At 63.2% G+C, this 14,362-nt stretch carries 10 protein-coding genes and 2 pseudogenes; all 12 read right to left on the minus strand.

Annotated features, from left to right (window positions below):
* Positions 1-2 precede the first annotated feature (2 nt).
* Positions 3-791, minus strand: a complete 789-nt coding sequence (locus IPQ13_09045) for a hypothetical protein (protein MBL0211040.1) — start codon at positions 789-791, stop codon at positions 3-5.
* 131 nt (positions 792-922) lie between these two features.
* Positions 923-2,128, minus strand: coding sequence for a 3-oxoadipyl-CoA thiolase (gene pcaF, locus IPQ13_09050; GenBank protein MBL0211041.1), 1,206 nt, complete (start codon positions 2,126-2,128; stop codon positions 923-925).
* A gap of 10 nt (positions 2,129-2,138) precedes the next feature.
* Positions 2,139-4,074, minus strand: a pseudogene (locus IPQ13_09055) (aldehyde ferredoxin oxidoreductase).
* 30 nt (positions 4,075-4,104) lie between these two features.
* A pseudogene (locus IPQ13_09060) lies at positions 4,105-5,058 on the minus strand (2-dehydropantoate 2-reductase).
* A 37-nt stretch (positions 5,059-5,095) separates the two neighbouring features.
* Complete coding sequence (locus tag IPQ13_09065; protein ID MBL0211042.1) at positions 5,096-5,962, minus strand: 3-hydroxyacyl-CoA dehydrogenase family protein; 867 nt, start codon at positions 5,960-5,962, stop codon at positions 5,096-5,098.
* 28 nt (positions 5,963-5,990) lie between these two features.
* On the minus strand, positions 5,991-6,773 hold the full coding sequence (locus IPQ13_09070) for an enoyl-CoA hydratase/isomerase family protein (GenBank protein MBL0211043.1): 783 nt from the start codon (positions 6,771-6,773) through the stop codon (positions 5,991-5,993).
* A gap of 4 nt (positions 6,774-6,777) precedes the next feature.
* On the minus strand, positions 6,778-7,968 hold the full coding sequence (locus IPQ13_09075; GenBank protein MBL0211044.1) for a thiolase family protein: 1,191 nt from the start codon (positions 7,966-7,968) through the stop codon (positions 6,778-6,780).
* Between the two features lie 43 nt (positions 7,969-8,011).
* Entirely contained in the window at positions 8,012-10,099 is a 2,088-nt protein-coding gene (locus tag IPQ13_09080) for an acetate--CoA ligase family protein (protein MBL0211045.1), read from the minus strand.
* Between the two features lies 1 nt (position 10,100).
* Positions 10,101-11,354 carry a 2-hydroxyacyl-CoA dehydratase gene (locus IPQ13_09085; protein ID MBL0211046.1) on the minus strand — a complete coding sequence of 418 codons (1,254 nt, stop codon included), beginning with the start codon at positions 11,352-11,354 and terminating at the stop codon, positions 10,101-10,103.
* The gene (locus IPQ13_09090; protein MBL0211047.1) at positions 11,351-12,175 is read right to left on the minus strand and encodes an ATPase; all 825 of its coding nucleotides are present in this window, start codon (positions 12,173-12,175) and stop codon (positions 11,351-11,353) included. The genes IPQ13_09085 and IPQ13_09090 overlap by 4 nt, the downstream gene beginning before the upstream one ends.
* Before the next feature lie 34 nt (positions 12,176-12,209).
* Positions 12,210-12,995, minus strand: a complete 786-nt coding sequence (locus IPQ13_09095) for a cyclohexa-1,5-dienecarbonyl-CoA hydratase (GenBank protein MBL0211048.1) — start codon at positions 12,993-12,995, stop codon at positions 12,210-12,212.
* On the minus strand, positions 12,992-14,047 hold the full coding sequence (had, locus tag IPQ13_09100) for a 6-hydroxycyclohex-1-ene-1-carbonyl-CoA dehydrogenase (protein MBL0211049.1): 1,056 nt from the start codon (positions 14,045-14,047) through the stop codon (positions 12,992-12,994). The genes IPQ13_09095 and had overlap by 4 nt, the downstream gene beginning before the upstream one ends.
* Positions 14,048-14,362: the final 315 nt, after the last annotated feature.

Genomic DNA, 14,362 nt, shown 5'->3' on the forward strand with positions numbered 1-14,362 from the left:
ATTCAACCCACCTTGAGGTTGAGGCTGAAGGTCAACGTGCTCGCGGCGGACCGGAGCAGCCCCGCAACATTCACCAGATTGCTGTTGGCGCGCCAGACGTCTGGAATATCGGTGCCGCTATGCCCGGCCACCATGTCCATGAAATCGCGGATCTTCTGTTTCGAAGTGGCGATGCTCCCCGAAGCGTAGGCTGTCCGGGCCTCCGTGAGGCGGTTCCGCAGGACCGAGAGCACGGCGGGGTCGATGGCCTGGGCGTTCCAGTCCAGGATCGCCTGGAGGTCATTGAACTTTTGGTTGATCACGGAATCCAGGTTGCGGAGGTCGGTCAGGATCAGGAATTCGGAAAAAGTTCCGCCCGCGCCGCGGACCCGGTAGCTCCCGGGGGCCGTGGCCTCCGTGATGTCATTGAAGGTCCCTCCGTCGGGAGCCTTGAAAAGGCGCAAGGGCGTGGTGGCCGAGTAGGGAAGATTCTCGGTGTGCAGACTGATGGAATAGACGCCATGGAAGGCGAGGGTGCTGGTTCCCGTCGGCGAGACGCGGAGCAGGACTGGAAAGGCGGAAGGAAGGGAGACCAATCCACTGCCGGGCAACCGGCCCTGGGTCGCGAGCAGATCAGGATTGGCCAGCGTCGCCGACAGCCCCAGGGTATTCAGGTCGAGGCCCGTGGGCTGTTCGAAGGTCAGACTGAGGTCGGCACTGAGGCCGCCCGGCAACTGGATTTGGGCCGTCACGACGTTGCCGGAGATGGCCGGATTGATGATGCCCTGGCCCCTGGCCGCGATCGGGCACAAGGACAGGACCACCAAGAATGAGGTCAATCGGATTGGCCATCGCACCGTCGCCCCCCGCGTACCTTGATAACTATACGCCCTAAAGGTAGGCCTGAATCACTCTGAGAACAGATGCAGCTTGACCGAATTGTTCAGCACCGCTCGATGATCAGCGCAATGCCTTGGCCCACACCGATGCACATGGTGCAAAGCGCATAGCGGCCATTCGTGCGTTGCAATTGATGGACCGCGGTGGTGACCAGGCGCGCGCCGGTCATCCCCAGTGGATGGCCCAGGGCGATGGCGCCGCCGTTGGGATTGACCCGGTCATCGCCGGACGCCAGCCCCAGTTCCCGCATGCAGGCGATCCCCTGGGCGGCGAAGGCCTCGTTCAGCTCGATGACATCCATCTGATCGAGGGCGAGGCCCGCCAGCGCCAGCGCCTTGCGGGTAGCCGGCACCGGAGCCATGCCCATGATGCGCGGAGCCACGCCGGCCACGGCCATGGCCACGATGCGGGCCTTGGGCACCAGGCCTTGGGTTCGCGCCGAGGACTCGGATGCGATCAAGAGCGCGCAGGATCCATCGTTCAGCCCCGAGGAATTCCCGGCCGTGACCGAGCCCCCGGCCCGGGCGAAGGGCTTCAGCTTGGCCAGCCCTTCCAGCGTTGATTCCGGGCGCGGATGTTCATCCCGTTCCACCACCCGGGCGGGGCCGCTCCGATCCGGGACCAGGATGGGAACGATCTCCTGGGCGAAGATGCCCGCTGCGGCCGCACGCGCCACACGCTGCTGGCTGTCCAACGCGAAGGCATCCTGGTCTTCGCGCGAGACTTTGAACTGCTCCGCCACGTTTTCGGCGGTCTCGCCCATGGAGTCGGTGCCGTACCGCTCCTTCATGAGGCGGTTGACGAAGCGCCAGCCGATGGTGGTATCGAACATGGCGACATTCCGGTCGAAGGGGGCCGCGCTCTTGCTCATGACGTAGGGCGCCCGGGACATGCTCTCGACGCCGCCTGCGATGATCAGCTCCGCTTCGCCCGCCTTGATGGCGCGTGCCGCGGTGCCGATGGCGTCCATGCCGGAACCGCAAAGCCGGTTGAAGGTCACGCCCGGCACTTCGACGGGAAGGCCCGAAAGCAGCCCAGCCATCCTCGCCACGTTGCGGTTGTCCTCGCCCGCCTGGTTGGCGCAGCCGAACATCACGTCGTCCACCTGTCCCCAATCCACGGAAGGATTCCGTTCCATCAAAGCCTGGATGGGGCGGGCCGCCAGGTCATCGGTCCGGATCCCGGAGAGCCCGCCTCCGTAGGCACCGATGGGCGTGCGCACGGCATCGCAGATGAAGGCATCCGGCATCGGGCGCACCTCACACTCCCGGGGCCATGCGCAGCACGGCGATCTCGTCGCCGTTATGCACCGGATAGGCCTTTTCGTTCGCCATGACCACCGTGCCGCCCACGGCCATGATCAGGGACGTGTCGGAGAGCTGCTTGGCGGCCAGGGGAAACCGCTTTTTCAGGGCAAGCCGCAGTTCTGCGACGGTGCCCACTGGATGGTCCAGGATGATGGCGCCCCCGGAGACGCCCGGGATGCCTTCGGGCAGGGTGACTTTGACCATGAACCCCGTGGTCACGGCGGCGAGGCTGCGATGCCGTTCCAGGGAAGGGAAATCCGGAGCCGTTCAGGCCCAGGAAGGCGTCATAGCCATCCTTCAACGCCTCAAACTTGGCTTTGTCCATCCGCTCCCCGGCGAAGGGCCCTTCGGGAACCTTCTCGTCGATCCACTGGTCCAGCAGCGTTCCATCCCGCTCGACCAGGCTGAGGCGGGAATTGATGAGGCGCTCCATCCCCGAGATGTTCAGGCCGACTTCCTCCAGTTCCTTGGTGGAGAAGTCCTCCTGGGTCAATTCCTTCATCTGGAGGGCGAAGTCGTCCAATCCGGCGGGGGCTGCGGCATGGGTCTGCCTCGCGGCGAACCGGCACATCCCCACCGCATCCCCGATGGCGCCGGTCCCTCCGCCATCCTGGGCCGCCTTGGAGAAGCCCAGCGCGAAGCCTTCCAGGATGCTTTCGTCATGGGGATCGGATTGGAACAGCGCGTCCATGGCCGTCCGGTATTGGAGCGCTGCTTCGGGATACTTGCCGCGTTCCACCGCCTGGGTCGAATCCGCGATGACATCGCCAAAGCCTTCCCGCCGGGCCGCCATGAAGAGCAGCTTCTCCACGGTTTCGAAATTCCCCGGGCTCAATTCCAGCCCCCCGGTGTCCGCCTTGGTGAGGATGCCCTGCCGGTAGAGTTCCATGGCCCAAGCGATGGCGCCCCCGGTGCTGGCCGGGTCCAGGCCGAGATCATTGAGGAGGTTGTCCAGTCGGGAGATCTGGTCCGGGTCCTGGAGGCCGACCATCGGGCCCAGCCCCGCGGCCGGTGCGAGGTCGGCCTCCTGATGCTGGTCGAGGGGCCTCCGCTGCTCCCTGGGATCCAGATTGTTGCAGCGGATCGGGCAATGCCGGCAGCCTTCCAGCCCGGAGTGGTACCCCGCCAAGTGCTCCGCGTCCAGGCGGTCGGTCCACGGCGTCGCATGGCTGCTCCACTGGGCAGCCGCGGAGAGCACGGGCACGGGCTCGCGCCCCAGGACCACCACTGCCTTGAGTTTCAGCCCGCCCATCTTGGCGCCGGTGCCGCCCCGGGCGTACATGGTGCTGGTCCCGCCCATGATCGCGGAACAGAGAACCTGGTTTTCGCCGGCGCGGGTGATGCGGGCCATGGCCATGTCTGTGCGTTCGGAGCAGGAGAAATCCTTCTCGATGACCTGGGTGAAATCGGCGTTGTCCATCCCCAGGTAGAGCGCCGCGTCATGGAACCGGACGCCGTCCGTGGACAATTCCAGCAAGGTCCAGGCGGAGGCCTGGCCGTAGAGCACCAGGTGCTCGTAGCCCTGCATCTTCAGGAAAGCCGGGAAGGCGTCCACGCAATTGCTGTCCAGGATGGCGTGGGTATCGGGGGACACGCTGGCCACATGGCCGCGCGCGGTGCTGGGCGCCGGTTCGGTGAGGATTCCGCTGCCGAAGATCAGGGGAACTTGCGGGTCCAGGGCCTCCCGGCCCTCCAGGAGCAGGTTGTAGAGGAGGTACATGTTCCCTCCCCGGTTGGAGAGGAAGGTCCGGAAGACTTCCTTGGGCAGGAACTTGGAGAAGGATTTGCGGCGCTCCAGATCCACGAACAATACTGCGCCCTGGGTCGGGTACTGGGGTGTGTCGAACATCCGGGCCGACAGGCTCGCGACCCGGGTCCTGATGTCGATTTCCACCTTCTCCAGTCCGTTCCCCTTGCCCTTCGATTCCATGGCCTTGACCAGGCCCCGGATCATGGTGTTGTAGGGCGTGGGCACCTCGGCCTGGGCGCCGTACTCCGCGATCTTGCCATTGATGAAATCCACCTCGGTGCGCCTTCCGGCTTCGATGTCCTGGAGCATGGAAGGCTTGTGGTGGCCGGCACTCTTGATGTAGTCGATGCAGTACGGGTAGAAGCCCGAACCCAGGGCGTATTCGTTGGCCCTGGCCACGGCGACACCTTCTTTAATGAGGGCGCCCACCAGATGGAACAGAATCGGATCCTCGATGAGTTCGGCCATGGTCTTGCCCGTCACGGCGCAGATGGGATTCATGCAGCCGTTCAGGATGGCCTTGCGCCAGACCAGATCGCGGATCTCCTCGGAGTGCAGGGTGTCCATGCCGCATTCCGTGAAGACTTTGCAGATGGCGATGGCGGCGTCGCGCGAGCGGGGATCCAGCTCCTGGATGTGGTGCGGCCGGATGTGGAAGCCGATCCGGACCCGGCCCGGTTCGATGGGGACGCAGCCCAGATTCACCACGCCCCGCATGACGGGCCGGTTCCCCAGTTGCTGGGCGAGCAGGATTTCGGTGTCGATGCCGTTCTGCCAACTGATGACGTAGGGCCCGCCGGTCCTGCTCTTGGAATCGGCGAAACCCCGGAGCGCGGAAGCCACCGCCGGAAGGGCGATGGCTTTGACGGCCACCACGATCACATCGGGCGGATCATTAAGCAGATCCTCGATCCGGGTGGTGATCCGCGAAACCTTGGCCTGGAGCGTGTCGGTGCCTTCGATGATGATGCCCGGATCCAGGGCCGGTTCCAGGAGCTTCAGGTCGATGTCGCACAGGGTGACGTCGTAGCCCCCCTTGGCCAGGAAGGCCGCCACGATGCTGCCCACCGGGCCGGCGCCGATGACCGCGAATTTTTTAGGCTCGAAGGTCGCATTCCCCATGGCCCGCTCCTTATTGCTTGGTGCGTGAAGCGCGGATTTATTTGGCGGGGTACTCGTAGAAGCCCCTGCCGGTCTTGCGGCCCAGGTAGCCCGCCTTCACCATGTTCCGGAGCAGCCCCGGAGGCGCGAAGCGGGGTTCCTTGGTGGCCTCGAAGAAGATGTCCCCCACGAACTGGGAGATCTCGACGCCCGTGAAATCCATCAGCTCGAAGGGCCCCATGGGCATGCCCGCGCCCAGCTTCATGGCCGTGTCGATGTCATCGCGAGAGGCCACCCCCTGCTCCAGCAGCCGGACGGCGTCGAGCATATAGGGCACCAGAAGCCGGTTCAGGACGAAGCCCGGCGTGTCTTTGCAGGTGATGGAGGTCTTGCCGAGCTGCTTCGCCATCTCCAAGGCCGTGTCGACCGTAGCCTTGTCTGTCTGCAAAGCGGGGATGACTTCCACCAGCTTCATCATCGGGACCGGATTGAAGAAATGCATTCCGATGAACTGGCCTGGGCGCTTCACCAGCGAGGCCATTTCGGTGATGGAAAGCGAGGACGTGTTGCTCGCGTAGATCACGTCCTCCCGGGAAATGGCGTCCAATTTCTGATAGAAGTCCTTCTTGACCTCCAGGTTCTCGAAGATCGCCTCGAAAACGAAAGGCACATCCTTGAGCGATTCGAGGTCGGTGGAGAAACTGATCCGCGCCAGCGTCTCCTTCATCTCCGCTTCGGTGATCTTTTCCTTGGCGAGCATCCGCTCCAGGCTCTTGGTGATGGTCTTCAGGGCCCTGTCCCAGGCCGTCGCGCTCACGTCCACGGCCCTGACCTGGAAGCCCGCCTGGGCGGCGACCTGCATGATCCCCACGCCCATGCTGCCGGTGCCCGCGACGCCAACTGCCTTGATGTCTCCGCTGTTCATTGCATCCTCCACTTGGGTTGAAATTGGTTCATTTATTCGTGAAATTCGGCTTCCGCTTCTCCGCGAAGGCCTTGAGGCCCTCTTTGGCGTCGCGGGTCTTGAGGTTTTCAAGTCCGTGCTTGCGTTCGATCTCCAGGGCCTGCTCCATGGGCAGTTCAAGTCCATCCTGGACCGAGGCCTTGATGAAACCGAGGGCCTTGCCTGCCCCGGATGCCAGCGCCGTCGCGAATTCCATGACCTCGGCGGAAAAGGTCTCCGCATCCAGGACCCGGTCCACGAGGCCGATCTCCAAGGCTTCCTCCGGTCCCAGGACCCTTCCGCGCAGCAGGATGTCCAGCGCCTTGGAAAGGCCCACCAATCGCGGCAGCCGCTGGGTTCCCCCCGCGCCCGGAACGATGCCCAGGCCCGCTTCCGGCAGGCCGATGAGCGCCTTCCCCCGCGTCATGAAGCGGTAGTCGCAGGCCAGGGCCAATTCGCAGCCCCCGCCCAGCGCGTGGCCGTTGATGGCCGCGATCACGACCTTCTTCATGCGCGGAAGCATGGAATAGGCCTCCTGCAACAGCTTTGAAAAGGCCTCGGATTCAACGAGGTCCATGGCGGCCATTTCCTTGATGTCCGCCCCGGCGATGAACGCCTTGTCCAAGGCGCTGGTGATGACCACCACTGTCACCTCCTCCATGCGCTCCACCTCGCCGAAGGCCCCGAAAAGCTCTTCGCCGAAGGCCCGGTTGAGGGCGTTCGTGGAGGGCCGGTGCAGGCTCAGCTTCAGGACCCGGCCCATGGTTTCCATGGTGATGAATTGATAGTCCACGGATTCACCCGACCTTGAGAATGAGGGAGGCCGCCGTATCGCCCGCGGCGCAGCCCGAGAAGAGCAGGTAGCCGCCCCCCTTGAGGGCAAGTTCCTCGATCCCCTCGATGACGAGGCGGGCGCCGGTGGGGGCCTGGGGATGGCCGAAGATCAGGGAGGACCCGAAGTTGTTCATGGCATTCGCATCCAGCCCCAGCGCCTTGGCCATGGCCAGGTCATTGGACGCGAAGGGGTTGTGGGTCTTGATGGCGCCGATATCCGCGACTTTGAGACCAGCCTTTTGGAGGGCCATCTGGGCCGATGGCGCCACCGCGGCGCCCATGAAGCCCTTCTTGGTCCGGGCAAAGCCGAAGGAAAGGATCTGGATTTCCAGATTCGGATCCGCGCTCAGTTCCTGGGCTTTTTCACGGGTGGTCACGGCGATGCCGCAGTTGCCATCGGCGGGATAGGTCTGGGTGCCATAGGTGTGGACGCCATCGGGGAGGACCGGCTTGAGCGCAGCAAGTCCCTCCGCGGTGCTCGGAAAGACGCCTTCATCCGCTTCGACCGTGATGATCTTCTTTTTGGAAACCTGGATTTCGACTGGAAACAGGTAGCGCTTCTGGAATTCCCGGTCCTTGGCCAGGGCCATCTGGTATTGCTCCTGCCGCCGGAGGGTCAGGGCATCGCATTCGTCCCGGGTCAGCGCGAATTCCTTCGCCACGTTCTCGGCGGTCTGGATCATGGCCCCGCCCGCCCAGGGATCCAGGCCAAAGTTGTCCATGACCCAGTCCTCGGCGATGACCTGGCCGCCGGGTCCGTTGGGATTCGGCCAGGTGGCGTGGGGACCGTTGGAGCAGCGGTCCGCCAGCAGGCACCAGCTGTGGTCGAACATCTCGGTCTCAAGACCCATGCCCGCTTGGTAGATGGTGAAGGCCGAGGTGGAGCAGGCCTGGTTGATGAGGACGCCCGGCGCCTCCGTGGCGCCCATGAGCGCTGCCGCCCAGGGGCCGCTGTAGAACCACTGCTTCTGATAGACGGTGCTGCCCACCAGGACGTATTGGATCTCAAGGGGATTCCAGCCCTTCGATTCGAAAAAGCGCTTGGAGGTCCTGGCCCCCAGCTGGATGGAATGCTCATTGGCCAGGCTGCCCTGCCAGCGCGCGAAGGGCGTGCTGTAGTAGCCGCGGTAGGGGATGAAGGCTTTGGTTAACATGGGTGGTCCTGGATTAATGGTTCAAGTGAAATAGATTGCATTTTTAGATCCTTATTCTTCCGTCCACTGCAAAAACCCCCTTCTCGAACGCCATGACCGGGTTCAGGTCCATCTCGCGGATCATCGGAAAATCGGTGACCAATTGCGAGACCCGCTGGATGAGTTCGATGACCGCCCGCTTGTCCACGCCCTTTTCGCCGCGCAGCCCGTCCAGCAGGGCCGAGGCCTTGATGGACCCGAGCATCTCCGCGGCTTCCACGCGGGTGACGGGCGCGATCTTGAAGCTGACATCCTTCAGGACTTCGACATAGATGCCGCCGAGGCCGAACATCACCAGGTGCCCCAGCCCCCGCGAAGCGCTGGCGCCGAGGATCAGCTCCCGTCCGCCCGGAAGGAATTTCTGGACAAGGAAGTTCAGGGTCCTGGAACCGCCCAGGCGCGCCTGCATATCCGCCACCGCCGCGCGCACCGCCTCGGCGTCCCGGAGGTTGATGGCCACGCCTCCCGCATCGCTCTTGTGGTCCAGATCCGCCGAATCCACTTTGACCACCACGGGATACCCGATCATCTTCGCCGCCGCCGCGGCCTGGTCCGCGCCAGCCACCACCTGCCACGGGGCCACGGGAATGCCATAGGCTTCGAAGATCGTATAGACCTCGGTTGCGGATAGGACCGTGCGGCCAGCCTGCTCCGCCTGCTGGAGGATCGACGCGGCTTTGGGAGCCTCGATGCCGGAAAAGGCTTCGGGTTCGCCGATCCGGCGCCGCTGGATCCGGCCGAACTTGGCGAGGGCCGCCAGGGCTTTGGCCGCGGCGGTGGGATTCGCATAGCAGGGAATCCCGCCCTCTTTCAGGATGCGCAGGGTTTCCCGGTAGCGCTCCTGGGTGAGATCCGTCATGAAATTGCAGATGATGGGCTTGCGGCCCAACGCCCCCACCGCCGCGATCTCCCGGGCCACCGCATGGGTATCCGTGAACGGGGCGGTGACGAAATTGATGAAGATGCTGTCGACCAGTTCCTCGTCCAGCAGGATGTCCAGGGCCGCGCGGAACTGCTCTCCTCCGGCCGTGGCCACCACGTCGATGGGATTCTCCAGGGCCGCTTCGGGGAGCTGGGTCTCCCGCAGTCTCCGGATGGTTTTTTCGGAAAACTTGGGCACGTCCATGCCCGAGGCCCCGAACACGTCCGTGGCGATGACGGCGGGACCGCCGGTGTTCGTGATGATGCCCACGCGGTTCCCGGCGGGAATGGGTTGCGTGGCGAAGGCCATGGCCGCCCGCACCATCTCCTCCTCGTCATGGAAGGACAGGATGCCCGTCTTTTCAAAGATCAGCTCCGTGGCGATGTCCACGCCCGCCAGGGATCCCGTGTGGGAGGAAGCCGCCTTGGCGCCCTGCTCGGTGCGGGCCGCCTTCATGGCCAGCACCGGTTTCCGGGCCGCGACTTCCCGCGCCACCTGCAGGAATTCCTTCGGGTCCGCAAAGCCCTCCGTGTAGAGGATGATGGCCCGGCACCCGTCATCCTTTTCCCAATAGCGGAGGATTTCCGGAATGGAGATGTCGCTCGCATTGCCATTGGAAGCGTACATGCGCAGGCCGACGCCCAGGTCGAAGAGCGCCTGCATGATCACGGCGCCCACGCCCCCGCTGAGGGCCACCACCGAAATGGCACCGGGCTCCGGGAAGGTGAAGGTGAAATTGCAGTAGGCCTTCAAGGCCGGATCGGTGTTGATGATGCCTTGGCAGTTGGGGCCGAAAATCCGCACACCGTATTTTTTTGCATTGGCCAGGAAGGCTTCCTGGAGCAGGGCGCCCTCGGGCCCGAGTTCGCTGAACCCTGCGGAATTGATCACCGCGGCCCCGATCCCCTTCTGTCCGCACTCTTCGATGATCTGAGGCACCATTTTCGAAGGGATGATGATGTGGGCCAGATCCACGTCGCCAGGGACTTCCGCAAGGGATTTATAGGCCTTGAGGCCGCGGATCTCCGGCGCGCTCGGATGGATGGGATAGATCTTCCCCTGGTAGCCGAACGTTTGAAGGTTCTTGATGATCACGTTGCCGATGGACAGTTCCTTGGTGCTGGCGCCGACGATGGCCACGGCCCGGGGCTTGAAGAGGGTGTCCAGCATCTTATTTCCCCTCCACGATCTGCTCGATGAAGGCCTCGATGTTCGTCTTGGTCTGTTCATCTGAAATGCAACGCAGATCGTTCAGATCGCCGGACAGGACGAGGCTGGGAACACCGGTCGCCGTCTCCAGGCGCTTGGGCAGTCCATAGTGGCTGTTGGAGTTGTTCGGGCAGGTCTTCGCGTCGTGGTAGATGATCCCGTCGATGCGGAATTCCTCGATCATCCGCTTCATGTACCTTTCCTTGTATTCATCGGAGCGCACGATGAACAGCTCCAGGTAGGCCTGGGCCATGCTCCGGAATGGATCCTTCTCGTCAAAGGCCGGAAAGATCCAGCTGCTGCAATAGGTGGATGCCACCACGTTGGCTTTGAGTTGGAGGAAATGCTCGGAATGCTGCCGGAGTCGCCCCCACACCGGCATCCCGTCCCAATAAAGACGGACCTTCTCGCCTTCGACGGCTCCCGCCCCATCCTTGACGTTCTGCTGGAGTTCGGCCAGAAGGACTTTGTAGTAGTCCACGGCCACTTGCGTTCCCCTCAGCACAACGGCGGGACCCATGTGGATGGTGCCGTCGAAGAAGGTCAGCGGAGCCGGAATGGCCTTGGCCGTTTCCAGGACCTGCTTCCAGAGTTCCGTGCACTCGCGGGAAAGGGCCACGGTTTCCCGCAGCCGGTCCAGATCCAATTTATTTCCCGAAACCGCTTCGAGCTGCGGCACCAGGGCCTGGATTTGCCGGGACACATCCTCGATGGGCGCATCGCCGACATCGTTGAGATTGCGGGGGGACTTGATGCCGATTGCGGGAATCCCCAATTCCCGCGAATACCAGCCGAACCAGTCCTGCACGTCCCGGCATTGGTTGGTGCTGTAGACCAGCACATCCGGCTTGGGCACCGACTGGATTCCGGGATAGGCCTTGGACAAGGGCGTGACGCCCTTCAGGTAGGCGCCGATATCGGCGGTCAGGTAGGAGCAGATATCCGGGGAGTAGCCGATGGCATTGGCTTCGGGGATCAGGTCCGTGGCCATGCGCGTGGCGCCCAGCAGGGCGCCGTGGTTCTCCGGGAAGTGGACGGCGAAGCCCAAGGCCCGAAGCACTTCCGCCGGTCCGACGCTGGTGCACCAGGCGACCTTCTGCTTGCCCGTGGTGGCAGCCTCATTGACCCCATAGAAATAATCCGACATGACCTTGTTCATCAGGTCGCCGGCCTCGATCTTCTTCCGCTTGACCGTTGGCTTGGTTTGCTCGATCACAGCATTTCTCCCTCGGAATTCGGGTCCGCGCTACCGGCTTCGCCTTTTTCGTTGATGGCGTAGATGGCGGCGCCCATGGCCCCCGCCAATTGCGGATAGTCCGGACGCAGCACCGGGCGGCCGAGCATCTCTTCGGCCATCTCCACGATGTAGGCGTTGTGGGCCACCACGCCGCCGGTCATGACGACTTTTTCGGTGGGCTGGTCCATCTCCAGGACCCGCTTGATCACCGAATAGAACAGTCCTTTGACGATATCGGTCACGTTCTTCCCGTTGCGGATGTTTTCCAGGACTTCCGTAGCGGAGAAGACCGTGCAGTAGCTGCCGAGTTTCACCATTTCCTTGGACGCCCGCGCCAGGCCGTCCATATCCTCGAGCGGGACGTCCAGCCGGTAGGACATCTCTTCGAGAAAAGCCCCGGTTCCGGCTGCGCATTTGCGGTTCATCTTGAAGCTGCTGCGGCGCCCGTTCTGGTCCAGCTTGACGATCTTGTTGTCCTGGCCGCCGATGTCGATGAGGGTGATGACTCCCTGGCTGTCATGCCGGCACCAGTTGGCCAGGCAGCCGATCTCGGTCTTGTTTTCCGTGGTGACGAAGCTGACGTTGGCCTTGCCGTAGCCCGTGGAGACGGCGTTGACGATGTCGGCGCGCGTGGCTCCGGCCATCTCCAACGAAGCGTCCAGGCAGATCCCCGCGGTGACCGAAAAATCGGTTCCGGATTTTTTCACCGCATGGCCAAGCAGCCGCCGATCGGCATCCAGAACCGCCACCTTGGTCCTGGATGACCCGATATCGAGACCGACATAGACAGGCTTGGACATGCTCTCCTCGTTAACTTTTCAACTCTTCAACTCTTCAACTCTTCAACTCCCATCGGTCTTCCCACACCGCCGCCCGTTTGCCAATGAAGGCAGCCAGCCCCTCCACCGCATCGTGGCTGGCCATCAGCCCTTCGAGATACAAGCGCTCGACCGCAGCCAGCTTCGTGCGGATGCGCTCGTTGACGCCGGTCCTGGCGGCGCGGACGGCGAAGCGCAGGGAGCTGGCGCTACGGCCCGCCAGGTGTTCATCGAAGTAGGCCAGGGCGGCCTGCTCGGGATCTTCCGCCAGCACATCCACCAGACCCATGCGATGGGCCTCCTCGGCGCCGATGCTGCGTCCCGAAAACAGCAGATCCTCCGCATGGGCCTGGCCGATGCGCTCCGGCAGCAGGCAGGAAGCCGCCGGCGCGAAGACCGCCAGCTTGATTTCGGGTTGGCCCAGCGAGGTGACGGGCGCGGCGAACATCAGATGCCCGGCCGCTGCGACCTCCAGCCCGCCGCCCAGGCATTGGCCCTTCACCGCCACCATGAACGGCACGGGACATTCGAGGATCTGAAGGATCAGGGCGTGGAGCTGCCGGAGCATCGCGGCGCAAGATTCCGGCAAGTGTTCCTCCACGCTGGCGCCAAAGCTGAAATGCGGACCTTCGGCATCCAGGAGCACCGCGCGGAGATGGGGGTTCGGCAGGTGTTCGGTGAGCGCGCCTTGCAGCGCGCCGATCATGGCGGCATCCACGATGTTCGCCTTGGGGCGGGCCAGGCGCAGGCGCAACAGGCAATCGTCTTTCTCCAGCCAGATATTAAGAGGACCTTCACTCATGGGCGGCCCCCGGGGACAAGAATGGCCCGCCCACACAGCTTGTGGGCATGGGCAGCCGCAAACACCTCGTTGATCCCGCTCAAGGGATGGCGTTCGATGAAGGGGGCGAGATTGATCCTTCCATCGAGCACGAGATCCAGGGCCTGGGGATACAACTCGGCCAGGCACCCCCAGTTCCCCAAGGCCCGGGCGTGGAAGGCCATCAGATTGGAGAGGCGCAGTTCGATCTTGTCCATGGTGAACCCCACCACCGAGAGGGTCGCGCCATGGTTCAGCAGGCCGTAGGCGGTTTCCTGGCCGGCGGCGGTCCCGGAACATTCGAAAATCTTCCATTGCGTGTCGGGCAGCTCGTTCTTCTTTGCGAATTCCTGGATCGCTTTTTTCAGGTCGCGGCCCTGCAGGCTCCGGACATTGAAGGTCTGCGCAGCTCCGTGTTTGGCGATCTGGTCCAGCTTCTCCTGATCCACATCGAGCGCGACCACGGTGGCGCCGAAGGCATGCGCGATCTGCACCGCGTAGCCGCCCACCCCGCCGACGCCCACCACGACCGCGAAATCACCGGGCTTGACCCCGGCCTGCGTGACCGCTTGGAACGGGGTGGTCACCGCGTCGGCCACCACGGACACATCCGCAAGTTGCAGGCCGACGGCTGCGAGGCGTGTTTCGTCCACGGGGCACAGCCCCCGCGCCGGAACGCAAATATGGCTGGCAAAGCCCCCCTGGATGTCGTTGCCCGGCATCCGCTGGCTGCGGCAGATGGTGCCGTGGCCCGATTGGCATAAGGCGCATTCTCCGCACGGGATCACCGCCGGGACGATCACGGCCTTGCCCAGCCATGCCTCGGCGCCGGCGCCCACAGCCACGACGCGCCCGCTGATCTCGTGGCCGAGGGCCAGCGGCAGTTCGTGGTTCACCCGCACGCCGTCGTAGAAAAATCCAAGATCCGTATGACAGACGCCGCAACCGGCGATCTCGATCACCACTTCCCCGCCCTGCGGAGGGAAAGGATCGAAAACGGTCTTCCGCAACGGCTCGCCGGGGGCAGCCATCATCCAGCGGTGCGGTGCTTCGATTGGATCGCTCAATGGGCATCTCCCAGCGTTCGCGGTTAAGTTCGTGCTATTTCATGTAATTAGATGTCCGAACCCGAGACCTACCCGAAGTCAAAAATATCGATTGAAACAAGGCTTTATAATTGAAAATAAATTCAATGATTCATATGTATCATAAGCTTTTAATGAATATCTAAAATTGGTATTATGAACAATACCGCAATCCCTTTTAGGTGTCAACGTTGGATCGCATTATTAAGTCTCAAAAAGGATAAGATGTGATATCCGTCATAAGCTTTTCCCTGGAGGCCCTCC

This window comes from Holophagaceae bacterium, from assembly GCA_016720465.1.
In the GTDB taxonomy this organism is placed as follows: domain Bacteria; phylum Acidobacteriota; class Holophagae; order Holophagales; family Holophagaceae; genus JANXPB01.

What these genes read in the sequence shown, in the direction of transcription:
- IPQ13_09075 (MBL0211044.1), bottom strand. Translation starts at nt 7,968, where the DNA reads ATGTTAACCAAAGCCTTCATCCCCTACCGCGGCTACTACAGCACGCCC.
- had (MBL0211049.1), bottom strand. Translation starts at nt 14,047, where the DNA reads ATGATGGCTGCCCCCGGCGAGCCGTTGCGGAAGACCGTTTTCGATCCT.
- IPQ13_09065 (MBL0211042.1), bottom strand. Translation starts at nt 5,962, where the DNA reads ATGAACAGCGGAGACATCAAGGCAGTTGGCGTCGCGGGCACCGGCAGC.
- IPQ13_09090 (MBL0211047.1), bottom strand. Translation starts at nt 12,175, where the DNA reads ATGTCCAAGCCTGTCTATGTCGGTCTCGATATCGGGTCATCCAGGACC.
- IPQ13_09080 (MBL0211045.1), bottom strand. Translation starts at nt 10,099, where the DNA reads ATGCTGGACACCCTCTTCAAGCCCCGGGCCGTGGCCATCGTCGGCGCC.
- pcaF (MBL0211041.1), bottom strand. Translation starts at nt 2,128, where the DNA reads ATGCCGGATGCCTTCATCTGCGATGCCGTGCGCACGCCCATCGGTGCC.
- IPQ13_09095 (MBL0211048.1), bottom strand. Translation starts at nt 12,995, where the DNA reads ATGAGTGAAGGTCCTCTTAATATCTGGCTGGAGAAAGACGATTGCCTG.